Source organism: Actinomadura rudentiformis (genome assembly GCF_008923185.1).
In the GTDB taxonomy this organism is placed as follows: Bacteria; Actinomycetota; Actinomycetes; order Streptosporangiales; family Streptosporangiaceae; genus Spirillospora; species Spirillospora rudentiformis.
The window spans coordinates 154,235-180,920 of sequence record NZ_WBMT01000026.1 but is presented as its reverse complement, the minus strand read 5'-3'; the positions used below and the strand labels follow the sequence as shown (position 1 = coordinate 180,920).

Annotated in this window: 29 protein-coding genes; 12 read left to right on the top strand and 17 right to left on the bottom strand. The window is 70.7% G+C overall.

Annotation, left to right across the window (positions count from 1 at the left end):
- Together F8566_RS51925 and F8566_RS51920 are read right to left on the bottom strand one after the other, a co-directional pair.
- Positions 1-886 (bottom strand): serine/threonine-protein kinase (locus F8566_RS51925; protein WP_225994027.1); only part of this gene is annotated, 886 nt, incomplete at its 3' end.
- On the bottom strand, positions 883-1,683 hold the full coding sequence (locus F8566_RS51920) for a hypothetical protein (RefSeq protein WP_225994026.1): 801 nt from the start codon (positions 1,681-1,683) through the stop codon (positions 883-885). The genes F8566_RS51920 and F8566_RS51925, both read right to left, overlap by 4 nt.
- A 559-nt stretch (positions 1,684-2,242) precedes the next feature.
- On the opposite strand from F8566_RS51920, the gene F8566_RS42520 reads away from it, so the two are divergent.
- Both F8566_RS42520 and F8566_RS42515 read left to right on the top strand, forming a co-directional pair.
- Positions 2,243-3,700, top strand: coding sequence for a DEAD/DEAH box helicase (locus F8566_RS42520; RefSeq protein WP_151568803.1), 1,458 nt, complete (start codon positions 2,243-2,245; stop codon positions 3,698-3,700).
- A gap of 179 nt (positions 3,701-3,879) precedes the next feature.
- A complete protein-coding gene (locus F8566_RS42515) occupies positions 3,880-4,581 on the top strand; it encodes an HAD-IA family hydrolase (protein WP_151568801.1) in 702 nt (233 codons plus the stop codon).
- Between the two features lie 48 nt (positions 4,582-4,629).
- Here F8566_RS42515 and F8566_RS42510 read toward each other — a convergent pair whose 3' ends face one another.
- Entirely contained in the window at positions 4,630-5,310 is a 681-nt protein-coding gene (locus F8566_RS42510; protein WP_151568799.1) for a glycerophosphodiester phosphodiesterase, read from the bottom strand.
- A 137-nt stretch (positions 5,311-5,447) separates the two neighbouring features.
- On the opposite strand from F8566_RS42510, the gene F8566_RS42505 reads away from it, so the two are divergent.
- Both F8566_RS42505 and F8566_RS42500 read left to right on the top strand, forming a co-directional pair.
- Positions 5,448-6,329: an alpha/beta fold hydrolase gene (locus F8566_RS42505; RefSeq protein ID WP_151568797.1), complete on the top strand. Its 882-nt coding sequence runs from the start codon at positions 5,448-5,450 to the stop codon at positions 6,327-6,329.
- A gap of 78 nt (positions 6,330-6,407) precedes the next feature.
- A complete protein-coding gene (locus tag F8566_RS42500) occupies positions 6,408-7,307 on the top strand; it encodes an oxygenase MpaB family protein (RefSeq protein ID WP_151568795.1) in 900 nt (299 codons plus the stop codon).
- A 112-nt stretch (positions 7,308-7,419) separates the two neighbouring features.
- Here F8566_RS42500 and F8566_RS42495 read toward each other — a convergent pair whose 3' ends face one another.
- Genes F8566_RS42495 through F8566_RS42480 form a run of 4 tightly spaced genes read right to left on the bottom strand, consistent with a single transcriptional unit; the run spans position 7,420 to position 10,616 of the window.
- Positions 7,420-8,304, bottom strand: coding sequence for a RecB family exonuclease (locus F8566_RS42495; RefSeq protein WP_225994025.1), 885 nt, complete (start codon positions 8,302-8,304; stop codon positions 7,420-7,422).
- Positions 8,305-8,362: 58 nt separating this feature from the next.
- Positions 8,363-9,073 carry an MBL fold metallo-hydrolase gene (locus F8566_RS42490; RefSeq protein ID WP_151568793.1) on the bottom strand — a complete coding sequence of 237 codons (711 nt, stop codon included), beginning with the start codon at positions 9,071-9,073 and terminating at the stop codon, positions 8,363-8,365.
- Between the two features lie 10 nt (positions 9,074-9,083).
- On the bottom strand, positions 9,084-9,938 hold the full coding sequence (locus F8566_RS42485) for a PHP domain-containing protein (protein WP_151568791.1): 855 nt from the start codon (positions 9,936-9,938) through the stop codon (positions 9,084-9,086).
- A gap of 24 nt (positions 9,939-9,962) precedes the next feature.
- A complete protein-coding gene (locus tag F8566_RS42480; protein ID WP_151568789.1) occupies positions 9,963-10,616 on the bottom strand; it encodes a DUF6758 family protein in 654 nt (217 codons plus the stop codon).
- An 80-nt stretch (positions 10,617-10,696) separates the two neighbouring features.
- Here F8566_RS42480 and F8566_RS42475 point away from each other — a divergent pair, with 80 nt between their 5' ends.
- From F8566_RS42475 to F8566_RS42465, 3 genes are all read left to right on the top strand, one after another.
- Positions 10,697-11,089 carry an NUDIX hydrolase gene (locus tag F8566_RS42475; RefSeq protein ID WP_151568787.1) on the top strand — a complete coding sequence of 131 codons (393 nt, stop codon included), beginning with the start codon at positions 10,697-10,699 and terminating at the stop codon, positions 11,087-11,089.
- A gap of 128 nt (positions 11,090-11,217) precedes the next feature.
- The gene (locus tag F8566_RS42470) at positions 11,218-11,865 is read left to right on the top strand and encodes a hypothetical protein (RefSeq protein WP_151568784.1); all 648 of its coding nucleotides are present in this window, start codon (positions 11,218-11,220) and stop codon (positions 11,863-11,865) included.
- Between the two features lie 35 nt (positions 11,866-11,900).
- Positions 11,901-13,598, top strand: coding sequence for a serine/threonine-protein kinase (locus tag F8566_RS42465; protein WP_151568782.1), 1,698 nt, complete (start codon positions 11,901-11,903; stop codon positions 13,596-13,598).
- Here F8566_RS42465 and F8566_RS42460 read toward each other — a convergent pair.
- Both F8566_RS42460 and F8566_RS42455 read right to left on the bottom strand, forming a co-directional pair.
- A complete protein-coding gene (locus tag F8566_RS42460; protein ID WP_151568780.1) occupies positions 13,573-14,853 on the bottom strand; it encodes a CPBP family glutamic-type intramembrane protease in 1,281 nt (426 codons plus the stop codon). The genes F8566_RS42465 and F8566_RS42460 overlap by 26 nt on opposite strands.
- 68 nt (positions 14,854-14,921) lie before the next feature.
- Entirely contained in the window at positions 14,922-15,860 is a 939-nt protein-coding gene (locus tag F8566_RS42455) for an HpcH/HpaI aldolase/citrate lyase family protein (protein ID WP_151568778.1), read from the bottom strand.
- Positions 15,861-15,932: 72 nt separating this feature from the next.
- Here F8566_RS42455 and F8566_RS42450 point away from each other — a divergent pair, with 72 nt between their 5' ends.
- On the top strand, positions 15,933-16,439 hold the full coding sequence (locus F8566_RS42450; protein ID WP_151568776.1) for a hypothetical protein: 507 nt from the start codon (positions 15,933-15,935) through the stop codon (positions 16,437-16,439).
- Entirely contained in the window at positions 16,436-16,786 is a 351-nt protein-coding gene (locus tag F8566_RS42445) for a nuclear transport factor 2 family protein (protein WP_151568774.1), read from the top strand. The genes F8566_RS42450 and F8566_RS42445 overlap by 4 nt, the downstream gene beginning before the upstream one ends.
- On the opposite strand, the gene F8566_RS42440 is transcribed toward F8566_RS42445, so the two are convergent.
- Together F8566_RS42440 and F8566_RS42435 are read right to left on the bottom strand one after the other, a co-directional pair.
- Positions 16,783-17,682, bottom strand: a complete 900-nt coding sequence (locus F8566_RS42440; RefSeq protein WP_151568772.1) for an RNA polymerase sigma-70 factor — start codon at positions 17,680-17,682, stop codon at positions 16,783-16,785. The genes F8566_RS42445 and F8566_RS42440 overlap by 4 nt on opposite strands.
- A gap of 76 nt (positions 17,683-17,758) precedes the next feature.
- Complete coding sequence (locus F8566_RS42435) at positions 17,759-18,340, bottom strand: carboxymuconolactone decarboxylase family protein (protein ID WP_151568770.1); 582 nt, start codon at positions 18,338-18,340, stop codon at positions 17,759-17,761.
- A 158-nt stretch (positions 18,341-18,498) separates the two neighbouring features.
- Here F8566_RS42435 and F8566_RS42430 point away from each other — a divergent pair, with 158 nt between their 5' ends.
- Both F8566_RS42430 and F8566_RS42425 read left to right on the top strand, forming a co-directional pair.
- Positions 18,499-19,854 (top strand): magnesium transporter MgtE N-terminal domain-containing protein, encoded by a 1,356-nt coding sequence (locus tag F8566_RS42430; RefSeq protein ID WP_151568768.1) that lies wholly within the window; start codon positions 18,499-18,501, stop codon positions 19,852-19,854.
- Positions 19,851-20,345 (top strand): DUF1003 domain-containing protein, encoded by a 495-nt coding sequence (locus F8566_RS42425; RefSeq protein ID WP_151568766.1) that lies wholly within the window; start codon positions 19,851-19,853, stop codon positions 20,343-20,345. The genes F8566_RS42430 and F8566_RS42425 overlap by 4 nt, the downstream gene beginning before the upstream one ends.
- A 96-nt stretch (positions 20,346-20,441) precedes the next feature.
- Here the strand turns inward: F8566_RS42425 and F8566_RS42420 are convergent, their stop codons facing one another.
- Positions 20,442-21,011, bottom strand: coding sequence for a MarR family winged helix-turn-helix transcriptional regulator (locus F8566_RS42420; protein WP_225994023.1), 570 nt, complete (start codon positions 21,009-21,011; stop codon positions 20,442-20,444).
- Positions 21,012-21,084: 73 nt separating this feature from the next.
- On the opposite strand from F8566_RS42420, the gene F8566_RS42415 reads away from it, so the two are divergent.
- Complete coding sequence (locus tag F8566_RS42415) at positions 21,085-22,227, top strand: Mrp/NBP35 family ATP-binding protein (protein ID WP_225994022.1); 1,143 nt, start codon at positions 21,085-21,087, stop codon at positions 22,225-22,227.
- A gap of 62 nt (positions 22,228-22,289) precedes the next feature.
- Here F8566_RS42415 and F8566_RS42410 read toward each other — a convergent pair whose 3' ends face one another.
- The 5 genes from F8566_RS42410 to F8566_RS42390 all read right to left on the bottom strand — a co-directional run bounded on the left by F8566_RS42410 (position 22,290) and on the right by F8566_RS42390 (position 26,624).
- Positions 22,290-22,484: a hypothetical protein gene (locus tag F8566_RS42410; RefSeq protein WP_151568762.1), complete on the bottom strand. Its 195-nt coding sequence runs from the start codon at positions 22,482-22,484 to the stop codon at positions 22,290-22,292.
- A 49-nt stretch (positions 22,485-22,533) separates the two neighbouring features.
- On the bottom strand, positions 22,534-22,884 hold the full coding sequence (locus F8566_RS42405; RefSeq protein ID WP_151568836.1) for a sec-independent translocase: 351 nt from the start codon (positions 22,882-22,884) through the stop codon (positions 22,534-22,536).
- An 89-nt stretch (positions 22,885-22,973) separates the two neighbouring features.
- Positions 22,974-24,665, bottom strand: coding sequence for a S1C family serine protease (locus F8566_RS42400; protein ID WP_151568760.1), 1,692 nt, complete (start codon positions 24,663-24,665; stop codon positions 22,974-22,976).
- A 76-nt stretch (positions 24,666-24,741) separates the two neighbouring features.
- A complete protein-coding gene (locus tag F8566_RS42395) occupies positions 24,742-25,917 on the bottom strand; it encodes a MucB/RseB C-terminal domain-containing protein (protein ID WP_151568758.1) in 1,176 nt (391 codons plus the stop codon).
- The gene (locus tag F8566_RS42390) at positions 25,914-26,624 is read right to left on the bottom strand and encodes an anti-sigma factor family protein (protein ID WP_151568756.1); all 711 of its coding nucleotides are present in this window, start codon (positions 26,622-26,624) and stop codon (positions 25,914-25,916) included. The genes F8566_RS42395 and F8566_RS42390 overlap by 4 nt, the downstream gene beginning before the upstream one ends.
- Between the last annotated feature and the right edge of the window lie 62 nt (positions 26,625-26,686).

Below are 26,686 nucleotides of genomic sequence, written 5' to 3'. Positions count from 1 at the left end.
CGGCGCCGCCCGCCGCACCGGAACCGAGGACGGCCGCGCTCAGCGGCAGGAGCGCCGCCAGCGCGACGGCGGCCACCGCGAGGGCCCGGATGCCCCGGCCCTCCCAGCCGGGACCGTACGCGGCGTTCGCGGCCGCCTCCAGCTCACTCAGGAACGCCGCGGCGCCCGGCGGGCGCTCCTCCGGCGTTTTGGCCATGCCCCTGGCCAGCAGTCCGCGCAGCCCATCCGGGACGTCCTCCACGGGGATCGGCGCCTCCCGGTGCTGGGTGGCGAGCCCCTCCCCGAGATAGGGCCGGCGGCCCGTGACGCACTCGAAGAACACGCACGTCGCGGCATAGACGTCGGTGGCCGGTGTCGCGGTCCCGCCGCGCCACTGCTCGGGCGCCATGTAGGCGGGCGTGCCGCCCGTCGCGCCGTCTCCCGCCGACGCCGCGATCCCGAAGTCGATGAGCTTGCTGAGGCCGTCCGGCTGGACGACGACGTTCGCAGGCTTGTAGTCGCGGTGGACGACTCCAACGCCGTGGGCCGCCGCGAGCCCCAGCAGGGAGCCCTTGAGGACGCTCAGCGCCGCCTCGGGCTCCAGGGCCTGGTGTTCCTTGAGGATCTCCCGCAGCGAGACCCCGTTCACCGCCTCCATCACCAGGGCGGCGCCGGAGTCGTTCATGACGAAGCGGTAGAGCCGGACCACGTGCGGATCGGTGACCCGGCCGAGCATCACGGCCTCGCCGCGCAGCCGTTCCAGCTCCCGCTGATCGCCCGCCCGCCGGTCCAGGTACTTGATCGCGACCGGCGTGCCCGCGGTGTCGTGCCGGGCGAGCACCACCCTGCCCTGGCCGCCCCTGCCCAGCTCACGGAGTTCGGTGAAGCCTTCGACCTGCCAGGTCACTTGGCGGCCGCACCCGCCAGCAGCCGCGGGTACAGGTCCTTGTTGATCATGTCCTTCACCTTGTCGTACGGCGCGGTGAACGTGAAGTTGTTGCAGCTGGTGCCCGTCGTCGACCAGATCAGCTCCATGCCCTGCTCGGTGAACAGGACCCCGGCGGGGGCGGGCGACTCGATCGGGTCGCCGTCCCGCTTGCCCGGAGAGAAGTCCTTCTTCTGGATGTCGTCGAGCTCGCAGTCCTTCCAGTCGTCCTTGGGACCCGAGAGCGCATCCCAGAGCTTCTTCAGCCCCTTCTTCTCCAAGGTCTTGGAGTCGAAGACGTCCTCGGCCGTGAGCGCCTTGCCCGCCTTGACGTCCACGGTCACCGGAACGTTCGGCAACGCACCCTCCCCCTCGTAACAGGGGATCATCTGGATGTTGTTGGCGGCCGAGATGATCTCTCCCTTGCGCAGGCCCAGCCGGACCTTGGTCTGGATGACGCTCGACCGGCCCTTGCACTCGGTGCGCTGCTCGGGCAGCAGGGTGGCGGACGCCCACGTGACCGACCAGTCGAGCGGGCCGCGCAGCGCGCCGTTGACCGTCTTGGCGGCCGCCTGGTCGGGCAGCCCCGCGATCTTCACGTACTCGGCGTCCTTGAACTTCACCAGCTTGTCGGCGAACGCGGAGTTGTCGGTGAGGACGATGGTGCCCTTCACCGGGTCGCCGCCCCCCTTGTCGTCCGAAGACGAGCATCCGGCGGCTCCGGCCACCGTGAGGGTCACAGCCGCCAGGGCCACGACGCCCTTCAAACCCGCGCGCATCCGTCCGTACCTCCGCCCTGGGGACCACGCATCCCACACAATTCCGGCTCCCCAGGATGGCAGGATCCGTGGCCGCATGCGGACGATCAGAGAGGGTTGCCCGCCCGCCGGCATGGGTAGCCAGCGCAGCGCATGGAATAGATCGGATGTGGGAACCGTTGAGACCAGTGATCGGCTATTGGTGTATGGATTCAACGGCCGGTACACTGCGTCGCGGAGTGTGACCGCACGCAGCCACGCAATGTGACTGCTTTCAACCCCTGACTGCGGTCGCCGAAGAATTGATTGACGGCTGGTCCCTCCCGCGCGAGCGCGCGGCCACGAGAAGCGACCGGCGGGTCCGCCCCAACGGATGGGGCCCTGCCGGTACGGATCGTGTCCCTAGGCGGCCCGAACCACCGGAGACCGGCGAACGACCGGATACCGGCGGAGGCGGGCCAGGAGCAGCGCCGCCACCGGGAGCGAGGACCCCGCACTATGGAGGCTGAAAGCCCTGACTACCTTTCGTGAACTCGGGGTCGTACCCGAGATAGCCGATGCGCTCGAGACCGAGGGCATCGTGGAAGCGTTCCCCATCCAAGAGCTCGCCCTGCCGATTGCGCTGGGCGGCCACGACATCATCGGACAGGCCCGTACGGGCACCGGCAAGACCCTGGCCTTCGGCGTCGCGCTGCTGCAGCGGATCACGCACGGCGGCAAGAGGCCCCAGGCCCTGGTGGTTGCGCCCACCCGTGAGCTGGCCCTTCAGGTCACCGACGACCTCCTGGTCGCCGGCGGCAAGCTCGGCACCCGCGTGCTGTCGGTCTACGGCGGCCGCGCGTACGAGCCCCAGATCGACGCGCTCCGCGAGGGCGTCGACGTCGTCGTCGGCACGCCCGGTCGGCTGCTCGACCTGGTCAAGCAGAAGCACCTCAACCTCTCCGAGGTCGGCGTGCTGGTGCTGGACGAGGCCGACCGCATGCTCGACCTGGGCTTCCTGCCCGACATCGAGCGCATCATCGAGCGGGTCCCGGCGCAGCGCCAGACCATGATGTTCTCGGCCACCATGCCGGGCGAGATCGTGGCCCTGTCCCGCAAGTACCTCACCCGGCCGACCAACGTCCGCGCCGAGTCGCACGCCGAGTCGGAGGCCACTCCGCAGGTCGCGCAGCACGTCTTCCAGGCCCACCAGATGGACAAGCCGGAGATGGTGGCCCGTCTGCTCCAGGCCGAGGGCCGTGGGCTGACCATGGTCTTCTGCCAGACCAAGCGGGCCTGCGACCGGGTCGCGTCCGACCTGGTCCAGCGCGGCTTCGACGCCGCGGCCGTGCACGGCGATCTCGGCCAGGGTCAGCGCGAGCGCGCGCTCCGCGCGTTCCGCAACGGCAAGATCGACGTGCTGGTGGCCACCGACGTGGCGGCCCGCGGGCTCGATGTCGACGACGTCACGCACGTGGTCAACTTCGAGTGCCCCGACAGCGCCGACACCTACGTGCACCGCATCGGCCGCACCGGCCGCGCGGGCAAGGAGGGCGTCTCGGTCACGCTGATCGACTGGGCCGACCTGACCCGGTGGAAGCTGATCAACAGCACCCTCGACCTGCCGTTCGCCGCGCCGGAGGAGACCTACTCCACCTCGGAGCACTTCTTCGCGGCGCTGGGCATCCCGGCCGGCACCAAGGGCAAGCTGCCCAAGGAGCAGCGCGGTGAGCGCGCCGGCCTGGCCGCCGAGGAGCTCGAGGACATCGGCGAGACCGGCAAGACCCGCTCCCGCGAGCGGGGCGGCCGGGACCGTGATCACGCCGACGAAGGCGAGCGGACCCGCCGACCGCGGCGCAACCGTTCCCGCACCCGCACGCGCGCCGGCAAGCCCGTCGACGACGTCAAGCAGGTCGAGTCCGGCACCGCGGAGGGCGACAAGCCCGCGCACGGCGACAAGCCCGCCCGCACCCGGACCCGCTCGCGCCGGCGCACCCGCAACGGCGCGCCGGTGGCCGAGGCCACCACCGCCGAGACCGCGGAGGCCAAGTCGGCCTGACGCCGGCCCGGCCGACCTGACAGCTGCAAGATCACGCCCATCCAGAGCCGTGATCTTGCAGTTGTTCTGTTTTCTCGCCCCTGGCGCCGGTCACGCCGCCCCGGCCTGTCCGCCCGACCGACCGTCCCGGTCCAGTTGGACGATCAAGGAAGTCTGACGGGCATGGCTACGATGTGATCATGGAACAGGCGCGGAAGGGTACGAACCCGCTGGTCGTTGTCTTCGACGTCCTGGGCACCCTGGTGGATCACGCTGGGAGCCTGGCACACCGCGTATCCGTGGTGGCCGGGATCGAGAGCGAGGCCGCGGCGAACGTCGTCCGTCAATGGATCGACCACGTCTCCGCGCAGGAGCGCGCGATCATCGACGGCCGCCGCGCGTTCGCCCCCAGCCATGAACTGGATGCCGAAGCCCTGAACTGGCTGGTCGGCGAGGGTCTTCTGCCACCCGATGCGCTCGCCGGCCTCACCGATGCATCCGAGTGGCTGCAGCCTTGGCCGGACACTGTTGACGGCCTTGACCTCCTGGCTGCCGACGTCATGGTGCTCGGCCTGTCGAACGCCAGCCGCCGTGTCCTTGCCGGGCTCAGTGGCAGATCCGGGCTGCGGTGGCACCAGGTGCTCTCCGGCGAGGACGCGGGCACCTACAAGCCGGATCCGGGGATCTACAAGCTGGCGATGGCGAGCGTGCCCGCCGGATCAGGCCCGCCGTTCAAGGTGGCTGCTCACGCGTGGGATCTGCGAGCGGCCGCCGCCGCGGGGATGCGCACGGCGTATGTGCCTCGCCCTGACGGCGACCCGCCTGGTCCGGACGACACGTTCGACCTCCATGCAGCAGATCTCCGAGACCTGCACGCGCAACTGCTCACTTTGGAAGGCTGACTGACCGGCGCATCCGAGTCGTCAGGGGTTTGAGTCAGGCGTTTCGAGTCAGGCGTCCGCGCGGAGGGCCAGGGCGTGGCGGGGATGGTCGGTGATCAGCACGGCCACCCGCGTGTCACCCAGGAAGCGGCGCATCAGGGGCGCGGCGTTCACCGTCCAGATCATGGCCGGGAATCCGGCGCGGGCGCACTGGCCCAGCACCCCGATCCGGGCCAGCCGGAAATTGAGGGCGACCATGTCGGCGCCGCTCTGCCTGATCCGCCGGATCGGCGCGAGATCGTTCACCACGCCGTACTCCCACCAGCTGCGCCCGATCGACAGCGCGGCCGTGACCTGGGGGTACACCTTCTTGATCGAGCTGAGTGAGGCGGCGTCCCGGGTGGTCACCACGAAGTCGTCCGGGCCGAACGCCTCCAGCGCCAGCTCGACCATCTCGGCCTCGCAGCCGCGTTCCTTCAGATCGAGATGCCCCTTGACCCCGCCCGCCGCGATGATCTCCAGGGCCTCCGACACCCGGGGCACCGGCCGCCCGGCCAGATCGGCGAGCCGCTCGAACGGGAGGCGGCTCAGCCGCTGCCCGCCCACGTCCGGATCGTGATGGACGACCAGCTCGCCGTCCCCGGTGCGGCGGACGTCGATCTCGACGTACTCGGCGCCGGAGGCCACCGCCTCGTGGAGGCCGGCGCGCCCCGCCTCGTCCCGGCGGTGCGCGGAGATCGCCGTCACCATGATCGTGACGCTACCACCAAAGAACCTTTACCGGTGTCCAGGCCTGCGTATTTAGTACCCTGGCCCCCTGTGAGCAAGCCCCGGTTCCTGAGCCTGTCCGATTCCCCGGCAGAGTCCAGTGAGGGGGCCGGGTAACGATGAGCACCCCCCGGTTCCTGAAACTGCCCTCCGGCGTACGGCGGACCTTTGTCGAGACCTCGCGCGGCGCGTTCGCCGCGCTTGAGGCGCTGCCTGGCTCCGGAGTGGCCGAACGTTGTCCGGCGTTGCTCGTCCCAGGCTTCACCGGCAGCAAAGAGGACTTCATCTCGGTCCTGGAGACGCTCGCCCGGGCCGGCCGCCGCGTCGTGGCCGTCGACATGCGCGGCCAGTACGAGAGCAAGGGCAACCCGGACGATCCCACCGTCTACACCCGGACGGCCCTGGGCGAGGACATCGCGGCGCTGGCCGAGGCCCTGGGCCCCGACCCCGTGCACCTCGTCGGCCATTCGTTCGGCGGCCTCGTCACCCGTGAACCACTGATCTCCGGGCGGATCCGGCCTGTCTCGTACACGCTGATGAGCTCGGGCCCAGGTGGCGTCACCGGCCCGGCCGCGGCCAAGGCCCAGGCGCTCCGGGACGCCATCCCGGAGCTCGGCCTCGCCCAGATCTGGGCCGTGAGCATCGGCCCGGACGCGGTGGCTCGCGGCGTTCCCAAGGAGATCCTCGCGTTCCTGGAGGCCCGCACCCTGGGCAACTGCCCGCAGGGGCTGATCGGCATGGCGGGCGAGCTCCTCTCCGCCCCTGACCGGGTCGACGAGCTGGCCAAGGCCACCGAGGACGCGGGCGTGCCGGTCCTGGTGCTGTACGGAGAGGACGACGACGTCTGGGACCCCCGCGTCCAGGCCACCATGGCCGAACGCCTCGACGCCGCCAAGGTCGTGATCCCCAGCGCGGCCCACTCACCCGCCGTGGAGGCCCCGGAGACCACGGCGAGCGCCCTCACCGACTTCTGGAATCAGGCGGAACGCCGCGTCTTCTGACGTGATCGTGGTCACGGTGCACACCTCGCAATGTAATGACACACTTACTCCAGTTTGTCTCACATTGCGAGGTGAGGAATGTCGGCAACCGTCGCACCGCCCGAGAGCGTCACCTGGCGTGTCCACATCGACCGGTCCATGTGGATCGGCGGAGTCCGCAGCCTCATGCTGCAGGCCCTGCACCCCATGGCGATGTGGGGCGTCTGGCAGAACTCCGACTTCCAGGAGGACCCGCTCGGACGCCTCCAGCGCACCGCCGACTTCGTGGGCATGGCCACGTTCGGCAGTCACGAGGAGATCGACGAGCTGGCCGCCAAGGTCCGCGGCATCCATCGCAGCCTGCGCATCCTCAACCACGACACCGGCAAGAAGGAACCTCTCGACCAGCCCGAGCTGCTGCGGTGGGTGCACTGCGCCGAGGTCTACTCCTACCTGGAGATCACTCGCAGGTCCGGACTGCCGCTGACCGACGCGATGGCCGACCGCTACCTGGAGGAGCAACGCCACACCGCCACGTACGTAGGCCTCCACGCCGAGGACGTGCCCGGCAGCGTGGCCGAGATGGAGGACTACTTCGCCTCCATGCGCCCGCATCTCCGCGTCACGGACGAGGCAGCGGCGACGGTGAAGTTCCTGATGTGGCCGACCATGCCGGACAACCTGAAGTTCCTGACACCCGGCAAGCCCGGCTACTTCCCGTTCGGCGCGCTCTGCTACTACTCGCTGCCGGACTGGGCGCGCCAGATGTACGGCGCGCTCCCCGAAATCCCCCAGCCCGCCGTGACGGCCGCCCTGCGATCCTTCCGCACGGCCCTGAGCACCGTCCCTGAGCGCCTGCACGACTACGCCTTCATGAAGCCCACCCGCGACATGCTCGAACGCGCCCGCCACCGCCTGGCCGCCGAAGGCTACGACGTGAGCAGAGGTCTCTACGGCCTAAGAGACCCCCGCCGCTGGCCTGTCACTTCCACAAAATGACCTCCCACCCGGCTGCATGGTTTCAATCGACGTTCCGCTCTCCGCAGCCGCCTGGCCCAGCCCGCACGCGAGCGCGTTATCGGGTCGTGAAGCGAGCCGCCAGGCGAGCGGGTCAGGTCGTGGAATCAATAAGTACAGCAGCCCAGGGGTCTTTCTTGGGGGCGGCGGCGCGGCCTTCGGGGCAGTGGCGGGCGTAGTCGCACCAGGCGCAGAGATTGCTCGGTCTGGGCGGGAAGACCTCGTCGTACGGGGTGTGGTCTACGGCTTCGCCCTGGCGGGGGCGGGGGATCTTGGTTTTGTACGCCTCGTCCGCGGCGGACGCCTCGGCGGCGATCTGCTCGGCGCGGCGGATGTGGCGGGCGAGGGACTCGTCGGTGTGCTCCCAGACGGCCACCTCGCCGGTGGGCAGGTGGTGCAGCTCCACGCGGCGGCAGGGCCGGCGCAGGACGCGGGAGGCCGCCACGGCATAGACCGCCAGAGCCAGCGAGCCACGGGCGTCGTCGGGGGTGAGAATGTGGCGGCCGGTCTTGTAGTCGACCACGACGAGTTCGGAGCCGCGGGCGTCCAGGCGGTCGATGCGGCCCGACAGCGCTATGCGATCTGTGCGGGTGGCCACCGTGCGTTCGACGCCCAGGGGTTCGTCGGCCGGGTCCAGGCCCGCGGCGTAGCGTTCGACCATCTCGCGGGCACGCTCGCGCCACTGGGCCGATTGCGACGGGTCGCGGAAGCCCTCGGTGAGCCAGCCCCGGATGAGGAGGACGCCCGCCATGGCGGGCGTCCGCTCGTGGACAGGGAGGCGCCACCACGCCGCCAGGGCGTTGTGCACGCTGGCGCCCACGCTGTTGTGGGCCCACGGCGGGCCCTTGGGCGGCGCCGGACGGTCCAGATAGGTCATCCGGTACCGCCGGGGGCAGTCGAGCCAGGTGTTCAGCCGCGAGGGCGTGCAGGTATAGAGCCGTCGCGGCATGCCTTCGAAGCCGAGTTGCTCGGCGGTCACGTCGGTCCCCGAACGTCGGTGTGCGGCCCTGTCTGTACCGGGCCCTGTCTGTACCGGGTCAGTCCTCGTCGCGTTCGGTGGCCAGCGCGCCCCAGCTCTCCCAGCGGGCGTCCTCCTCGCCGACCGTGGTCTCCTCGCCCTGGGCCGGCAGGACGCGAAGGTCCTTGGGCAGCGGGGTGAGCATGGCGCCGATCGAGTTGAGCTGCTTGCGCAGGTCCTCGTAGGCGCCGCCGATCGAGCCGGGACGGCCGCGGTGCAGGGTGTCGCCGGAGAAGAGCACGCCCAGCTGCTCGCTGATGATGCTGACACTGCCCGGGGTGTTGCCCGGGGTGTGCATGATCTCCAGCTGGGCACCGCCGATCTCGAAGGTGCCGCCGTCCTCGAGCCAGATGTCGGGTTCGAGGGACCGCAGCGCCTTGGCGTCCGCCTCGTCCTCCTCGTCCTTGGCGAGGCGGCCGAAGTAGTCACGCCAGAGCAGGCGATCGGAGCGGTGCAGCGCGACCGGCGCCCAGTACTCCTCGTCCTCCTCGCCCGCGGCGGCCACTTCCAGCGCCGACATGAGGTGGTGCTCGTTGCCGTCGGTGCAGATGACGGCCATGACCTCGCGGTCGCCGACCTCCTTGAGGATGGCCTCGGAGTCGAAGCCCGGGTCGATCACGATGACCCCGTCGTCATCACCGACGATGTAGGTGTTGTTCTCGACGTCGTACTCGGTGCCGTCCAGGGTCGTCTTCCCCGACGTCACCACGGTCTCGATGCGCGCGTCCACGTTCCGCACCCTACCGCGCGCAGCGGTCCGCAGGGAGCCGCTCGGAGATCATCGCCCGGTACGCGGCGGGCGCGGTGGTCTCGCGGCCGAGCCGGTCGCCGGTCAGCGCGCCGTGGTCGTCGCTGGCGCCGGTCACCGCCAGGCCGAGGCCTCCGGCCAGGTCACGGAGCCGCGCCCGGTCGGCGGGCGTGTGATCGGGGTGATCGACCTCGACCCCGCGCAGCCCCGCGGCGGCGAGTTCCTCGATCACCTCGTCGCCGAAGACGTATCCGCGTTTCCGTGCCCGCGGATGCGCCAGGACCGTGACTCCCCCGGCCTGGTTCAGGAGGCGGACGGCGCGGGCCGGGTCCAGCGCGTACCTGTCCACGTGGGCCCGGCCGCCGGCCGCGATCCAGCGTTCGGTGAACGCGTCGTCGACCGTCGGGACCACGCCCGCGGCGACCATCGCGCGGGCGATATGAGGCCTGCCGACCGACTCGCCACCGGCCAGATCCCGGACCTGCGCCCAGGTGATGTCGACGCCGAGCTGCTGGAGGCGTTCCACCATGCGTTCGGCCCGGATCACGCGGTCGTCCCGGATGCGCGCCAGCTCGGCGGCCAGCTCTGGCTCCTCCGGGTCGAAGAGGTATCCCAGGAGGTGCAGGCTGTCTCCGTTCTTCTTGCAGGAAAGTTCTATGCCGGGTACGAACTCCAGCGGGTCAGGGAGGGCCACCGCGGCATCGGCGGCCTCCTGCCACCCCGCGACCGTGTCGTGATCGGTGAGCGCCACGACGTCCAGCCCCGCCTCCCGCGCGCGCCGCATGACCTCCGCGGGTGGACGGGTGCCGTCCGAAACGTCGCTGTGGCAGTGCAGGTCGATCCGCATGCCTCGTTCCTACCGGCCCCGGAACTACTCGTCCAGACGCGGGCTGTAAGCCCCGAACGGCAGATCGAGATCCATCCCGGGCTCGCGCAGATCGAGCAGGTGAGGCCGCTCCAGCATCAGCACGCCGGCGTCCGCAGGCCAGAGCACCACCCACAGCCAGTTGGCCAGGGCCTCGCCGACGTAGACCGCCCGATCGGACTCGGCCGACGACACCGCCCACAACGGCACGGAATGCCCACAGGTCGCGGTCGGCCCGCTCACCTCGAGTTTGACGTGCGGCGGGCCATTGTCGAAACCGGTGCCGGGATCCGGGCCGTTCCTCAGCCCGGCGTAGTAGGCACCGAGCCCGATGCCCGGCTCCTCGGCGACCAGGAGCATGTCGGCCGGGCCAGACAGCAGCCCGGGGCCGGACAGGGCGACCGCTGCGGCGCGTACCCCGCTCCGCTCGTCACCCACCGTCAGGAACCCGGTGACGAGCCAGCCCAGCGGCAATGGCCATGGTGTCCAGACCGGGACCCTGATGTCCCGCATGACCGCGGCAAGCCCCTCCTGGCCGGGTCTCTTGGCCGGCTGACGGGGAAGGACGACGCCGTGGACGCCGCAGCTCCAGTCGCTTGACCAGAGGTTCGGCGCGTGCAATGGTCCGCCGCAGCGCGGGCAGGTGGGCTCCGCCCTCATGAGTACCAAGGGTGCGCGGCAGATTTCACCACGTCAAGTTCTTGCTGGTAGATACGGCAAACTGAAGACAAAATGAGGGCATGCGTGTGCGCTGCGTAGGGGGAATCGTCCACGATCAGGCCGGCCGGCTGCTCGTCGTGCGCCGGGGAACCCCGCCGGGCGAAGGTCTGTGGACGATCCCCGGAGGCCGGGTCGAGCCGGGCGAGTCCGACGCCGCCGCGGTGGCCCGCGAGCTCAAGGAGGAGACGGGGCTGGACGTGTCCGTCGGAACGCTGGTCGGCACGGTGGACAGGCCCGGGCCCGGCGGCGTCACGTACGAGATCCACGACTACGCCGCGACACCTGCCGCCGCCACGCCGCTCCGCGCGGGCGACGACGCGGCCGACGCACGCTGGGTGACACCGGCCGAGCTGCACTCCCTCCCCACCGTCCCCGGGCTGCTCGACGCTCTCAGGAGTTGGGGCCTTCTGTAGGGCTGCACGCGGCGGACGTCGCACAACGTTCAACGCGATCACGCCCGGTCCCGGCCACCGCCGCGTCTTGCGCCGCCATCGCATCGCTGGTGTCGTGGAACGAACGCGACATCAGGGGTCGAGAAACCATGCGTAGGACAGGACCGCTCCTGGCGCTGCTCGCCGGCCTCGCGGTCCTCATCATCACCGGCACCACCGTGCTCGTCCGGACGGTCTCCTCGGACCGGGAACCGGGCGAATCACCGCCGCCGCCTCTCACGGCGACCACGGCGGCCCCCGCACCCCCGCCGATCCCGCAATCGGCCAACGCCACCTTCGCCTCCAGAGTGTCCGGCAGCCGCGCCGTCGTGGCGCTGACCGTCAAGGGCAGCAACGCGATCGCGTACGTCTGCGACGGGCGCAGCGTGGAGGCCTGGCTGCGCGGAAAGGTCTATCCCGAAGGCCTGATCCGCCTGCAGGGCAAGAAGGGAATCCTCACCGGATCGGTCCAGGGCGACACCGTCATCGGCGCCGCCAGCCTCTCCGCGCAACGCGTGATGGGCTTCCGCGCCCCGGTGGTCAGGCCGCCGTCCGGCCTGTACCGCGCGGCCGCCCGGACGACCGCGGGCGCGCAGCTCGTCGGCGGCTGGATCATCCTGCCGAGCGGAGCCCAGGTCGGGCTGGTCAACGACGGCCGGCAGGCCCGCCCCGCCCCCGTCCTCGATCCGGGCGCCGGCGCGATCACGATCGGGAACCGACGGCTCCCGGTCGCGCCCGCCGACCCGGACAAACCCTAAGGAGCACTTCACTGGCGACCTTCGACCCGCCCCAGGTGGGTCCCTACGAGGTGGTGCGGCGGCTCGGGGCAGGGGGCATGGGCGTCGTCTATCTCGCCCATGCCCCCGACCGGGAGTTCGTCGCCGTCAAGGTGATGAACCCCGGCTGGGTGGCCCAGTCCGGCTTCCAGATCCGTTTCGAACGTGAGGTCGAGGCGATCCGCCGGGTCGCCCCGTTCTGCACCGCCCCGGTGCTGGACGCCGCCATCGAGGGTGACCTCGCCTACATCGTCACCGAGTACGTCGAGGGCGACACCCTCTGGCAGACCGTCAAGTCGAAGGGGCCCCTTGCCGGGGCCCGTCTCGAATCGGTCGCCGTCGGCACCGCCGTGGCCCTCACCGCGATCCACCGCGCGGGCGTCACCCACCGCGACCTCAAACCGGGCAACGTGATCCTCTCCCCGGAGGGCCCCAAGGTCATCGACTTCGGCGTGGCCCGCCTGGCGGAGTCCACCCCCATCACGGGCGACGTCGCGATCGGCACTCCCCCGTTCATGTCACCCGAACAGGCCCTCGGCGAGCGGGTCACCCACGCCTCCGACGTCTTCTCCTGGGGCGCCGTCGTGGCCTTCGCCGCCACCGGTCATCCCCCGTTCGGGCGCTCGACCGGCCCCGAGGTCTTCTACTGCCTCGTCCACGAACGCCCAGACCTGACCGGCCTCCCCGACGGCCTCGCCCTCATCGTCAACCGGGCCATGGACAAACGCCCCGGCCGCCGCCCCACCGCCCGCGACCTGATCGACGTCCTGGTAGCCCACGAAGCCCAACCCAACCCCCTGTCCCGCCCGCGGCCCCATGACCAGCCCGCACCGCAGGACCAGCCCGCACCGCACGACCAGCCCGCGTCGGCTGACCAGCCCGTGGAGGGCGGCGAGCTTCAGCCCGTGGAGGGGGGCGAGGCTGAGGCTGAACACCATGACGAGGGCGTGTCTGACGACCAGCATGCGGCCAAGATTCTGGCGATTGGTGAGGAGACGAGGCTCGATCCGGTTGAACGTGAGGGGGACGAGGAACTCGGGCCTCGGGGCGTCGTGGGGTGGCTTTTGCTGGGGGCGGTCATCTGCTCGTTGATCGTGGTCGGGATCGTCTATCTCGTTTCTGCGGACAACGAGCGTTCGTCTGCCGCGTTCGACGACGACTTCGACACCAAGCGCGGATGGCTGGAGCGGGAGCACAGTGACGGGGTGGCCCGTTACTTCGACGGCGGATACCTGCACCAGTTGCCGCCCGAACGGGGCATGGCCGCCACGGCGCCGGTCAAGGCGAACGAGATGGGGGATGTCCGGGTGGTGGCCCGGGTACGGCTGCAGGGCGGGGCCGGGTCGTACGGCATCTGGTGCGGGGGCAACCCGGTCACGCAGGCGACCAATCGGTATGACTTCTATCTCACGAGCGCGCGCACCGCTGGGATCGTGAAGGAACTCCAGAACGGGGCGCGGCAGGAGTTGCGGCCGCTCCAGGCGGCCCCCGGGATCACCGGCGGGGAGAACCGGATGGAGGCCGAGTGCCGGTTCGGGGACGGGGTCACGCGGTTGAGGCTGCGGGTGAACGGGCGCCTCGTCGCCACCTATGACGACCGGGCGCGGCCTCACGGGGCGGGCGCCTGCGGAACCGCCGCCATCTCGGAGGCGGGTTCCACGGCGACGATGACGGTGCGGTACGAGTCGTTCAGCGTCCGATCGCTTCGGGAGTGACCGGCGACGGGTCGGTTTCCCCGGCCGGGTTCACGGTGGTGGTCTGCACCTTGAACCGGCGGACCATCCAGACGATGAACGCGGCGTAGAGAAGCATCGGCGCCACATCGGCCACGACGTACTGCCACGGCACCGAGCCCTGCTCGATGTCCAGCTTGCCGATGGCGGCCGGGAGCAGGAACGCGATCAGGTTGTTGAAGACGTGCACGGCGATCGCCGCCTCCAGGCCGCCGGTGCGGATCACCAGCCAGCCCGCGATCGCGCCGAAGAGGAAGACGTCGAGAACGCCCCAGCTCGTATAGCCATGACCTGCCGTGAACAGCGCCGCGCCGGCGACGATGCCCGGCCAGGGCGTGCGGAAGACCACGCTGAACGCGCGGCCGATCTTGCCGGTACGGGTCTCCAGCGTCCAGGAGCCGATCGCCTGGAGCAGCCAGCCGCGGAAGATGTACTCCTCGGCCGCCGCCTGGAACGGCACCAGGACGATGATGATCACGGCGGGCAGCAGGAAGTCGTCCCAGCCGACCCACTTCTCCGGCGTCTTGGCGGGATCGGGGTCGGTCACGACGAGGGAGGCCGCCCACGAGAAGGTGATCGACACGATGCAGAAGACGACCGCCACGCCGCAGCATCCCAGCAGCCACTTCCAGCGGAGCCTGCCCGTGACGGAGGAGACCGTGCCGGGGCGGCGGCGCTGCACGCAGAACGCCGCCAGCGGCACCAGCGGCAGCAGAATGGCGAGGGAGCCGAGCTGGAAGGCCAGATCGGCCGTGTCGTCGCCGAACAGCTCGTCGCCCCTCGGCTCGTACACCCCGCCGTTGATCACCGAGTACGCGATCGCCCCGATGACCATCAGCCCGATCATCGCGATCAGGGCGCCGATGACGATCAATACCGAGCCGACCAGCGGCCGCCACCAGCGGTGCACGGCGTTCCGGGCGACCTGGTGGTACCTGACCCCGTCCGGCGGCGGAACGGCCCATTGCCGCTTTACCGGCGGGCCGTACCCCGGGTAGACGGGGCCGCCATACGGCTGTGGCAACTCGCCATAGGGCGTTCCGTACGGCTGAGACTGGCCTGCATATGGCGGAGGCTGCTCCGCGTACGGCTGAGGCTGGCCTGCGTACGGCTGGCCGTACTGCTGGGGATGGTCGGTGGGCTGGTACGGAGGCTGTCGCGGTGCCCTGTCAGGAGGCGGGCTCGCCGTCCCCGAGTCCGGCGGCGCCCAGCCGTTGACGTCCGCCGGGTCCGACACGCGCGACCTCCTCGTAGAGCCCTCCAGTACCTGAAATCGTACGTGGCGAAACCGGCGAACCGGACTGGCTAGGCCGGTGGCTCAAAGGTCTTCGTCCGTTCCAGCCCGGCGGCACGGCCCTTCACGGCGATGACCAGGGCCATCTTCCGGGACGCCTCATCGATCATCTCATCGCCCAGCATGGCGGCGCCGCGGCGTTCCACCGTGGTGTAGTACTCGTACGCGTCGAGAATGAGCTCGGCGTGGTCGTAGTCGTCCTGCGCCGGCGAGAACACCTCGTTGCCCGCCTCGACCTGCGACGGGTGCAGCACCCACTTGCCGTCGAAGCCCAGGGCGGCCGAACGCTGCGCCACCCGCCGGAACGCCTCCACGTCGCGCACGTTGAAGTACGGCCCGTCGATCGCCTGCAGGTCATGGGCGCGGGCGGCCATCAGGATCCGCATGAGGATGTAGTGGTACGCATCGCCCTCGGTGTACCCGGGCGGCTGCTCGCCCACCACCAGGGTCCTCATGTTGATCGAGGCCATGAAGTCGCCCGGCCCGAAGACGAGCGTCTCCAGCCGGGGCGAGGACGCCGCGATGGCGTCGATGTTGACCATCCCGCGCGCGTCCTCGATCTGGGCCTCGATGCCGATGCGGCCGACTTCGTGCCCCATCGCGCGTTCGATCTGGGTGAGCAGCCGGTCGAGCCACTGCACGTGGGAGGGATCCTGCACCTTGGGCAACATCACGCAGTCGAGGTTGGCCCCGGCGCCCTCCACGATCTCGATCACGTCCCGGTACGTCCACTCGGTCTCAAGATCGTTCACTCGGACGGCGCGGACCTTGCCCGTCCAGTCCCCCTCGTTGAGGGCGGCGACCACGTTCTTGCGGGCGTCCTCCTTGGCGGCGGGCGCCACCGCGTCCTCCAGATCCAGGAAGATCTCATCGGCCGCCAGTCCCTGCGCCTTCTCGATGAAGCGCGGGTTGCTGCCCGGAACCGCCAGCGTGGTACGTCGTGATCGCATGGCCCGGATGCTATCCACCCGGTGTGCCGCCACGGCGTTCGCCTCCTGCCGGCGTTGTGAGACGCTGGCGGTATGGGTGATGCGCTGGTTGAGGAGGCGGCCAAGAAGTCGGGGCTGCTGTGGCTCGCGCTGCCGGGGCTGTCACAGCCGCGCGCGGCCTGGCACCTGTGGCACGAAGGCGCCGCGTACGTCCTCACCGGCGGCGAGGGCGAACAGCCGCTGCCCGGCCTGCCCGAGGCCGACCGGATCCATGTGACGCTGCGGAGCAAGGACAAGGGCGGCCGGCTCGTCTCGTTCGTCGCGGCGTGCGAGCCCGTGGAGCCCGGCTCCGAGCTGTGGGACACCGTCGCGCCTCTGCTGGCCAAGGACCGGCTCAACGCCTCAAGCCACGAGGGCCAGATCGAACGGTGGGCGGACGAGTCCTACATCATCCGCCTCACGCCGACGGACGAGATCACAGAGGCCCCCGGCGGCTATTCCGGCGACTACGCGCACGTACGGCCCGTCCCGACCCCGGCGACGACCGCCGGGCCGCCGCCGCGCATGTTCGGGGGTAAGAAGCGCAAGGTCGACCGATGACGCTCAGCGCCTGGATCGGCGGCTACCGCAGGGCCTGGGAGTCCAATGATCCGGACGACATCCTGGCTTTGTTCACCCCGGACGCCGTCTTCTTCACCGAGCCGTACGCCACCCCGTTCCGCGGGCACGAGGAGATCGTCGCGGGCTGGCTCGCCAAGCGCGACGAGCCGGGCGCCGCCACGTTCACCTGGGAGCCGGTGACCGAGACGCCGGAGCTGGGCGTCATCCGCGCCCGCACCGATTATCCCGCGCTGGGCGAGACCTACAGCAACCTGTGGGTGATCTGCTTCGCGCCGGACGGCCGGGCCACCGAGTTCACCGAATGGTGGATGGAGCACCCCCGCTAGAGAGGCAGTTCCTGGCCCTCCGCGACCGCTTGGAGCTTGTCCGGGTTGGCCACGAGATGGATGGCCCGGACCCTGCCCTGGTCGTCGATGTCCACCGAGACGGTCGTGATCGGCCCGGCGGGCCCGTCGATGACCAGCGCGTGCTCACCGTTCAGCAGCACGGTCCGGATCCGCATGTCGTGCGGCTCGACGCCCGCGTAGGGCTGGTGCGTGACCGCGGTGAGCCAGCGTGCGACCTTCGCGGCGCCGTGGATCGTCCGCAGTGCTGCCCTGACCTTGCCGCCGCCGTCGGTCCACAGTGCGACGTCCGGAGCGAGGATCTCCATGAGCCGGTTGATGTCGCCGCCCATGGTCGCGTCCAGGAACCGTTCGGTGGCCTTGCGCCGCTCCCGCGGATCGGCCTCGAACCGCGGCCGCCGCGCCTCGACGTGCTTGCGGGCGCGCATGCTGAGCTGCCGGACGGAGGCCTCCGACCGGTCCAGCGCCTTGGCGATCTCCGCGTACGGGAAGCCGAAGACCTCCTTCAGCACGAACGCGGCCCGCTCGAGCGGGCTCAGGGTCTCCAGCACCACCAGCATCGCCATGGACACCGACTCGGCCAGCTCCGCGTCCTCGGCGACGTCCGGCGAGGTCAGCATCGGCTCGGGCAGCCACGGGCCGACATAGGTCTCGCGCTTCACCTGCGCGGACCGCAGCCGGTCGAGAGCAAGGTTGGTCGTGATCCGGATGAGGTACGCCTTCGGGTCCGCCACGTCGGAACGATCAGCGGCGGACCATTTCAGCCAGGCATCCTGCACCGCGTCCTCGGCGTCCGCCGCCGTGCCCAGCATCCGGTAGGCCACCGCGAACAGCAGGTTCCGGTGTTCCTGGAACACCTCGGCCGCGACGTCGCTCACGGACACGAGCTTCTCATGCGTCGCGCCCAGGGGGTCATGGGCCCCTCACGCGCCGCCCTTCACGAGCACACGCACCTCACGCGTCGTGCCGGGACGGGGCGGCAGCACGGCCGGCCGGGGCCTCGCACATCTCCTTGAAGCCCTGGCCGGTCAGGCCCGCCGCCGCGTTGAACCGCGACCGCAGGTTCTCCAGTGCCACGATCATGGTGAGCTCGACCAGCTGCTTCTCGGTCAGGTGCCGGCGCAGCGCCTCGGTCAGCTCGTCGGTCACCTCGGGCGGGTCCGCGGTCATGGCCTCCGCGTACTCCAGGACCAGGCGCTCGTCCTCCTCGAACAGCTCGCTGTCGCGCCAGTGCGGCACCGCCTCGACCTTCTCCAGCGGCGTCCCGTGCATGTTGGCCTCCCAGGTGCCGAAGTCCACGCACCACGAGCACCCGATCCTGACCGCCGCGGCCATGCAGGCGAGATCCTTGAGCCGGTGCGGCAGAGCCTTCCAGCGCAGCACCTGGGCTTCGAGGATCCCGTACGCGGCCGACACCCCCATGTGGTGGCCCATCGCACGGCCGGGGTCGAGCTCCTTGCCGAACTTCTTACGGGTGAGCCACGCGCCGAGGCGGTAGGTGCGCGTCCTCGGGGGGTCCAGCGAGATGCGAGCCATGACGGCCTTCCCTTCTGCTCCGGCCCGCGGTCGGGCCGTTTCCCGGTCATTCCCTACGACGGGACGGCCGCACGGGATGTGACATGGCCCTCGCAAACCGCAGGTCGATCACGCTCCAGGTCCGGGTCAACCCCATGATCGTGGGTAGTGTGCCTCCCATGAGCGGATCCCCGACCCGGGTGTTCATCGCCCGCCTCGCCGGAATCGCCGTGTTCGACCCCGCGGGCGACCAGGTCGGCCGTGTCCGCGACGTGGTGGTCGCGCTCCGCCTGGGCGCCAAGCCGCCGCGCGTCCTGGGCCTGGTGGTGGAGGTACAGCCACGGCGGCCGGTGTTCCTGCCGATCACCCGGGTGACGGTCATCGAGTCGGACGCGATCGTGTTCAACGGGCGGCTGAACGTGCGCCGCTTCCAGCAGCGCGAGTCCGAGACCCTGGTCATCGCCGAGATGCTGGACCGGACGGTGAAACTGACCGAGACCGGCGAGGCCGTGTCCGTGGTGGACGTGGCCATGGAGCCGACCCGGACGAGGGACTGGCTGGTCAACAAGGTGGCGGTGCGGCGCGGCGGCGGCCGCGGGCTGCGCCGCAGGCACGGCGAGGTCTTCGTCGTCGACTGGGATGCGGTGACCGGTTTCTCGGCCGTCGAGCACGGCCAGGGCGCCGCCGGCGTGATCGCCGCGTTCGAGAAGATGAAGCCCGCCGACCTGGCCAACTTCGTGCACGACCTGCCGGAGAAGCGCCGCGCCGAGATCGCGCTGGCGCTCGACGACGAGCGGCTGGCCGACGTGCTGGAGGAACTCCCCGACGACGACCAGGTCGAGATCCTCGGCAAGCTGGAGGTCGAGCGCGCCGCCGACGTGCTGGAGGCCATGGGGCCGGACGACGCCGCCGACCTGCTCGGCGAGTTGCCCACCGACCAGCGCGAGCAGCTGCTGACCCGGATGGAGCCGCAGGAGGCGGCGCCGGTGCGGCGGCTGCTGACGTACCAGGACGACACGGCGGGCGGGCTGATGACCACCGACCCGGTGATCGTGTCGCCGGACGCGAGCGTGGCCGACGCGCTGGCCCAGATCCGCAACCCCGACCTCAACCCGGCGCTGGCCGCGCAGGTGTACGTGTGCCGCCCGCCCACCGAGACCCCGACCGGCCGTTACCTGGGCACCGTGCACTTCCAGCGCCTGCTGCGCGAGCCGCCGTCGTCACTGGTCAGTGGCAGTGTGGACAGCGAGCTCGACCCGCTGCGCCCGACGATGACGCTGGAGGCCGTGGCGACGTTCCTCGCCACCTACAACCTGGTGGCGGGCGCAGTGGTGGACGAGAACGGGCACCTCCTCGGCGCCGTCACGATCGACGACGTGCTCGACCACCTGCTCCCCGAGGACTGGCGGGAGACCGTGATGGACGCCACGGCCGAGGAGACGGCCGACCCCGAGGAGGAGGCGGTCCGCAGCGGCGAGTTCCCGGTCGTCCGCGATGAGATCGAGACCCCGAACGGCACGGAGGGCACCACATGAGCCCGTCCCGTCTTGAGCAGCCACGCGAGATCCGCCGGACCGTGCTGCCGCGGCCGCACTACGATCCCGAGTCGTTCGGCCGGCTGTCGGAACGCATCGCGCGCTTTCTCGGCACCGCCCGGTTCCTGGTCTACATGACCGTCTTCGTCGCGGTCTGGATCCTGTGGAACCTGCTGGCCCCGGCGCCGCTCAAGTTCGATCCGTACCCGTTCATCTTCCTGACGCTGATGCTGTCGCTGCAGGCGTCGTACGCGGCGCCGCTGATCCTGCTCGCCCAGAACCGGCAGGACGACCGCGACCGGGTGCAGTACGAGCAGGACCGGGCGCGCGGCGAACGGAGCATCTCCGACACCGAGTACCTCACCCGCGAGGTCGCCGCGCTCCGTCTTGCGCTGAACGAGGTGGCCACGCGCGACTTCCTGCGTTCGGAACTTCAGGGGATGCTCAAAGAGCTCGACTCCAACGGCAAGAACTCCAGCCACAGCCTCTGACAGCCCCGGCCACAAGAGGACGGGCCCGTTACAGGACAGGCGCCGTCACAGGACAGGCGCCGTCACAGGACAGGCGCCGTCACAGGACAGGCGCCGTCACAGGACGGGAGCCGCCACGACCGGGTCGTCGGCGAGCTTGTCCAGGATGTGGCCGAACTGGCGCAGGTCTTCCTCGTCGAGCCTGCTCAGCACGTACTCGCGTACACCTCGCTGGTAGGTCGGGGTGGCCGCGGCGAGCCGGGCGCGGCCCGCCGGGGTCAGCACGGCGAACAGCCCGCGCGCGTCGCTGTCGCACGACGCGCGGCAGACCAGCCCCTCCCGCTGGAGCCGGTCGACCAGGCGGGTGAGGCCACTGCGGGAGAGCAGCACCCGGTCGGCGAGGTCGTTCATCCGCAGCCGGCCATCCGGGGCCTCGCCCAAATGCATGAGCACGTCGTACGAGGCGAGCGCGAGATCGTGGTCGGCCAGCAGGTCGGCCTGGATGCGGCGGGAGATCTGGACCTGGGCGCGGAGCAGGGTGCGCCATACGGTCAGCTCGGCGGCCGAAATGGTGCTGGACGGCAGTGTCACGCCCCGATCGTACGGCTCCTCGCGGGCCCGCGCGATGCCGTCCGGAGCCGTGTCGTCCCCGGTCATCCCGTTCCGCCGGACCATCTGCCGGACCATCCGAAGATCACCCCCGGGGGGTTTGCGACCCCGGATTAACAAGCATCCGCGCCGACTTCATACCATGGGTGGCATGGCCTCCCAGTTGACGACCGAGCAGGTGACCGCGGCGCTCGCCACGGTGAACGATCCTGAGATCCGTAAGCCCATCACCGAGCTCGACATGGTCAAGAGCGTCGACATCGCGCCGGACGGCTCGGTGCACGTCGGCATCTTCCTGACCGTGGCCGGCTGTCCGATGAAGGACACCCTGACCAGCGGCGTCACCGAGGCCGTCGGCAAGCTGGACGGCGTCACCTCGGTGCGGGTCGAGCTGGACGTGATGAGCGAGGAGCAGCGCAAGGCGCTGCGCGAGAAGCTCCGTCCCGGCGACGCCGGCAAGGAGATCCCGTTCGCCAAGCCGGGCAGCCTCACCAAGGTCTACGCCGTCGCCAGCGGCAAGGGCGGCGTCGGCAAGTCCTCCGTCACCGTCAACCTGGCCGCCGCGCTGGCCGCCCAGGGCCGCAAGGTGGGCGTGGTCGACGCCGACATCTACGGCCACTCGGTGCCGCGGATGCTGGGCGTGGAGCACCCGCCGACCAAGGTCGAAGACATGATCATGCCGCCGTCGGCGCATGACGTGAAGGTGATCTCGGTCGGCATGTTCACCGCCGGCAACCAGCCCGTCGTGTGGCGCGGCCCAATGCTGCACCGGGCGCTCCAGCAGTTCCTCGCCGACGTCTACTGGGGCGACCTCGACGTCCTGCTCATGGACCTCCCGCCCGGCACCGGCGACATCGCGATCTCGGTCGCGCAGCTGCTCCCCTCGGCCGAGATCCTGGTCGTCACCACCCCGCAGCAGGCCGCCGCCGAGGTGGCCGAACGCGCCGGCGCAATCGCCGCCCAGACCCACCAGCAGGTCGTCGGCGTGATCGAGAACATGTCGTACCTCGCCTGCCCCCACTGCGGCGAGCGCCAGGAGATCTTCGGCTCGGGCGGCGGCCAGACCGTCGCCGACGCGCTCACCCAGACCCTGGGCACCCGCGTCCCCCTCCTGGGCCAGATCCCCATCGACCCCCGGCTGCGCGAGGGCAGCGACAACGGCGAGCCCCTCGTCCTGGCCGACCCCGACTCCGGGGCAGGCAAGGAGCTCCGCACCATCGCCGACAAGATCGGCGGCCGCTCCCGCGGCCTCTCCGGCATGTCCCTAGGGATCACCCCCAAGAACAAGATGTGACCCACCCCACGTAAACGAAGGGCCCGCCCCACCTGGGACGGGCCCTTCCTAAGTTCGGCGGCTCATTCGGAATCGAGAACCTCGTCGATCTCGTCTTCCGTCGCCTCGGCGACCCCGAGGTGCTGCATGATCTTGCCTAGGTCGAGCTGTGTCGCGACGCTCTCCCGCCGGATCTTGTAGAGCTGCATGCCGAAGTGATTCTCGACGTCGGCGCCCCTCGCTTCAAGCGCGGTCAACCGGAGTTCGAGCGTCTGCACCGATGCCACTCTTCACTTCCTCTGGTCGCGCTGAATCCGTCACTCAAGGTTAGGTGGCTTCGTTGTCGAAGGGCGGGCGTTCGCCGTATTCGAGGCCGCCGGCCACCGTCGCGTAGGGCTCGTCGTCGAAGACCTGGCCGTTGGCGTGGCCCGGCTCGTCGTCGGGGTCTTCGAGGAGGTGTTTGCGGACGAAGGTCTTGGGGTTGAGGTCAGCGATGTCGAAGTCCTTGAACTCCGGGCCGAGCCCGTCCTGGAGATCGGCCTTGGCACTGTTGGCCATCTGCCGAAGCTGCCGCAGCGCCCGGCCCGCCTGGCCGGCGACCTGGGGCAGCTTGTCACCGAAGATGACTAGTGCGAGCACGACGAGCACGGCCATCTCGCCCAGTCCGACGTCGAACAACCCGTCCTCCACAAGCGCCAGGGGATCCGGGCCGTACAGCCCCGGATCCCCACAGCGTATCTCCAGCCCGGATGAACCGGATCTGAACGTCAGGCCGCGGCGAGGGTGACCTCGACCGTGGCCTCCTTACCGCCACGCGTGTACGTGACCTTGACCTTGTCTCCGGGCGCCTTGCTGCGGATCTGCGCGGAGAGGTCGGCCGGGTCCTCGATCGGCTGGTCGTTGATCTTGGTGATCACGTCGCCGGGCTTGAGACCGGCACGCTCGGCCGGGCCGCCCTTGACGATCGGGACGATCCCGTTCTGCTCGGTATCACTGATCTTCACACCGGGGCCCGGGAAGCGCTGGTCCATGCCGATGCCCAGCTGGGTGCGCTTGGCGGTGCCGGTACTGATGATCTCTTCGGCGACCCGCTTGCCGTGGTTGATCGGGATGGCGAAGCCCAGGCCGATGCTGCCGCTCTCCTGCCCCCCGTTGAGGGTGGCGATGGCGGTGTTGATCCCGATGACCCGGCCCTTGAGGTCGACCAGCGGCCCGCCGGAGTTGCCGGGGTTGATCGCCGCGTCGGTCTGGATGGCGTTGAGGACCGAGCCGTCGCCGCCGCCCTCGCCCCGGGTGGGCACCGCGCGGTTCATCGAGCTGATGATCCCGCTGGTCACCGAGCTCTGCAGGCCCAGCGGCGAGCCGATCGCGACCACCGGGTCGCCGACCGCGAGGTCGTCGGAGTTGCCGATGGTCAGCGCGGGCAGCGAGTGCGCGCCCTCGGGCTTGAGCACCGCGATGTCCGAGGACGGGTCGCGGCCCTTGATCGTGGCGGGCAGCTGCTTCTTGTCGGTGAAGACGACCTTGATTTGAGGATCCCCGCCGCCCGCGGAGACCACGTGGTTGTTGGTGACGATGTAGCCGCCGTTGACGATGAAGCCGGTGCCCGCGCCGCCCTGCCCACCGGGCGTCTCCACCCGGATCATGACGACGCTGGGCAGCACCTTCTGGGCGATCCCGGCGATCGAGTCCGGCGGGCGGTTCTTCACGGCCGGGCCCGCGCCCGAGCCGCTGCCGCCGCCGAGGCTGACGCTGCCGCCGTCGTCGTCGCTCGCCATGACCGCGACCCCCGCACCGACACCGCCGGCCACCAGGGCGATGATGAGGCCGATGACGGCCAGCACGCTGATGCTGGGGCCGCCGCGCACGGGCACGGGAGGCGGCGGAACAGGGGCCCAGTTGGGGCCGCCTGGAGGCGCCCCGAAACCGCCGGGGGCGCCCATCGGCCGCGGGCCACCTGGAAGCGGCGGGCCCATCGGCCGGCCTCCCGGAGGCGGCGGCACCGGGCCGCCCGCACCGGGCGGCGGAGGCTGGTGGCTGGACTGTGGCGGCCAGCCGTACGGGGTGCCCTGCATGTTCTCAGCGGCGGCACGCGGGTCCTGGTTGTGCGGTACGAAGCCGGGACGGTGCCGGCCCGGATCGAGGCCCTCGGGGAGGGGCGTCTCGACTGCGGTCGGCCGCGTGTCCCGCGGCACGTCGTCCTTGGCGAACGGGTCCGGCGGGGCGAAGCCGCCTCCCGCGTCACCGCCCGCGGATCCGACGGCGCCGTGCTCGGCCGTCCAGCCGGGCTCGGTGTCCGGCTCGGCCGTGTCCTCGGCCTGGGGACCGGCCGCCGCCTGCTGGAGATCGTCCGCCTGGTCCTGCGTGCCTGCGGACTCTGCCCGTTCGGCCCCGTAGCCGGCGACGACCCGGTCGTCCCCCGGCGACGCCTTGACCGGCTCGCGGCTGTCTTCCGTCATCCCCATCTCTCCTACGGAGTGGTTCTCATCATCCGCGCTCATCGTGCCCAGCGGCGCATGTGGTGAGCATAAGACCTCAGCCGAAGGGGTTGGCCCATGAGCCGAGTCTGCGCATACCCCGGCCCAGCCGACCCCAGAAGCGCGTCCCGCCGTCCGGGAATGCCTTGATCACCGAGTCGGCGGTGCCGGCCGGCGCGTCGGTGAGGACCGTGTAGACGTAGCCGTCCCCGGACCAGACCGCCCACCGTTGCAGGGAGTCGCGCCGGAACACCGTGCGCCCGTTGCTCTGGGTCCGCTGCCATCCGGCGAAGCGACGCTCGTCCAGGCCGCCGCGCTGGACGAAGACCGACACGGCCGCCAGGCCGTCGGAATAGCTGAGGTGAACGGTGGAGTCGTCGGCCTTCGGGGTCGAACGGCGGGCGTCGTGGAGGGCCAGGCGGCCAGGCAGCTCCTGTGGCATCCGCCAGCCACGGTCACGCAGCGCGCTGATCTCGTCGGCAGCGAGCTGGTCCTGCCAGGGCAGGGCAGCAGAGGCCGACGGGAGCTCTGGCGTGCTTTCGCCCATTGAGCGGCCGCCGCGAAGGTGAATGGGTTCGCCACCGCCCGGCGAGGTGATCCGCACCTCGCGGAAGCCGGTGACCGCGACCGCCTGTCCCGCGTCGTCGATCAGCTCACGGTGCAGCATCAGGCCCGTCTCGGTGTCGAGCCAGAACCGCCCGGCGGCGGTGCCGTCCGGCCGGCGCGCCTCGATCACCCGGGCCCGGCGGCCGCACACGTCGGCGTCGGCGGCGCGGACGACCGAGTAGTTGCGGGTCAGCAGCGCCAGCATCTCCATCGTGAAGCCGGTGAGCGCGCCTCTGATCGCGGACGCGTCGGGATGGAAGGTGCGGCCGGCCGCCATGATCGTGGCCGTGCCGGGCGGCGTGGCCGTCCGGGGCACCGGTGGCGGCGCGCCGCGCGACGGCGCCTCAGGGGTGAAGTGAGTGCCCTCGCCCGGCGTGTGCGCCACCTTGACGAGGGAGGTCTTGGCACCGTCGCCGCCCCAGGTGGTGAGGAACTGCATGCCCTCGTACGGGACCTGCCGGGCCGCCTCGGCCGCCGCCTGCAGCAGCCGTAGGGCCTCGGGGTCGCTCCGCAGCCGCCGTGAGGCACAGGCGTCTCCGGCCAGCGCCGCGGCCAGCGCCAGTGAGCCGACGATGCCGCCCGCCACCAGGGCGCCCCGCCGTCCGCCGTGCGCGGTGCCGAAGGTCACGGCTCCGGAGAGACCTGGACCGGAATGTCCTCGTTCACCGGATCGGTGAGGGGGACGTCCCCGGACGTCAACGCGTGTTCGACCGCGAACCGGTCGAAAGCAGGGGTCACGGTGGGCGCCTCGCGCTCGCCACCGGCGACGTAGGAGGCGGTGCCCAGCCCGAGGAAGAGCGTGGCGGCGCCGACGGCCAGGTAACGGCGGCGCGGCGCGCGATGCGCCAGCACACCCCCGGCGCCCAGGCCCGCACCGCGTCCGGCGCTCCGGCTCACGGCGGCGCGACCGGCTGGGCGGTTGTCCCGTGGCCTGGACGCGAGCGGCGATCTCTCGCGCGGCCCGCCGTGCCGCAACAGCGGCGAACGTACCGGCGACGGCCGTCCGGTCGGCGGAACGACGCCCTCGCCCGGCGCGTTCACGCCCGGCACTCCTTCACCCGGCGCCCCTTCGCCCGGTCCGGTGCCCGGTCCCGTCCCGGTGCCCGCCCCCATCGCGCGCAGCCGGGACATCAGATCACCGGACGGGAGTGGTTCGTCCCCGTCGATCAGCGGAAGGTCGGCGAGACCGCGCAACCGGCCTTTGAGACGGCGCAGCGCGTCCGCCTCTGTCCGGCACCGCTCGCAACGCGCGAGATGGGCGAGCGCGCGATCGCGCTCCTCATGGCCCAGCTCACCGTCGACAAGAGCGGTCAGACGCTCCCCCAGACAACTCACGCGGCTCCCTCGTCGTTCCGATCAGTCACGCCCGACCATGGTGGTGGTCAGACGCAATCGTC

Coding starts and splice junctions, on each gene's coding strand:
- F8566_RS51920 (WP_225994026.1), bottom strand. CDS start 1,683: ATGCGCGCGGGTTTGAAGGGCGTCGTGGCCCTGGCGGCTGTGACCCTC.
- F8566_RS42515 (WP_151568801.1), top strand. CDS start 3,880: ATGGAACAGGCGCGGAAGGGTACGAACCCGCTGGTCGTTGTCTTCGAC.
- F8566_RS42510 (WP_151568799.1), bottom strand. CDS start 5,310: ATGGTGACGGCGATCTCCGCGCACCGCCGGGACGAGGCGGGGCGCGCC.
- F8566_RS42505 (WP_151568797.1), top strand. CDS start 5,448: ATGAGCACCCCCCGGTTCCTGAAACTGCCCTCCGGCGTACGGCGGACC.
- F8566_RS42500 (WP_151568795.1), top strand. CDS start 6,408: ATGTCGGCAACCGTCGCACCGCCCGAGAGCGTCACCTGGCGTGTCCAC.
- F8566_RS42485 (WP_151568791.1), bottom strand. CDS start 9,938: ATGCGGATCGACCTGCACTGCCACAGCGACGTTTCGGACGGCACCCGT.
- F8566_RS42480 (WP_151568789.1), bottom strand. CDS start 10,616: ATGAGGGCGGAGCCCACCTGCCCGCGCTGCGGCGGACCATTGCACGCG.
- F8566_RS42475 (WP_151568787.1), top strand. CDS start 10,697: ATGCGTGTGCGCTGCGTAGGGGGAATCGTCCACGATCAGGCCGGCCGG.
- F8566_RS42470 (WP_151568784.1), top strand. CDS start 11,218: ATGCGTAGGACAGGACCGCTCCTGGCGCTGCTCGCCGGCCTCGCGGTC.
- F8566_RS42455 (WP_151568778.1), bottom strand. CDS start 15,860: ATGCGATCACGACGTACCACGCTGGCGGTTCCGGGCAGCAACCCGCGC.
- F8566_RS42450 (WP_151568776.1), top strand. CDS start 15,933: ATGGGTGATGCGCTGGTTGAGGAGGCGGCCAAGAAGTCGGGGCTGCTG.
- F8566_RS42445 (WP_151568774.1), top strand. CDS start 16,436: ATGACGCTCAGCGCCTGGATCGGCGGCTACCGCAGGGCCTGGGAGTCC.
- F8566_RS42435 (WP_151568770.1), bottom strand. CDS start 18,340: ATGGCTCGCATCTCGCTGGACCCCCCGAGGACGCGCACCTACCGCCTC.
- F8566_RS42430 (WP_151568768.1), top strand. CDS start 18,499: ATGAGCGGATCCCCGACCCGGGTGTTCATCGCCCGCCTCGCCGGAATC.
- F8566_RS42425 (WP_151568766.1), top strand. CDS start 19,851: ATGAGCCCGTCCCGTCTTGAGCAGCCACGCGAGATCCGCCGGACCGTG.
- F8566_RS42420 (WP_225994023.1), bottom strand. CDS start 21,011: ATGGTCCGGCAGATGGTCCGGCGGAACGGGATGACCGGGGACGACACG.
- F8566_RS42415 (WP_225994022.1), top strand. CDS start 21,085: ATGGCCTCCCAGTTGACGACCGAGCAGGTGACCGCGGCGCTCGCCACG.
- F8566_RS42400 (WP_151568760.1), bottom strand. CDS start 24,665: ATGACGGAAGACAGCCGCGAGCCGGTCAAGGCGTCGCCGGGGGACGAC.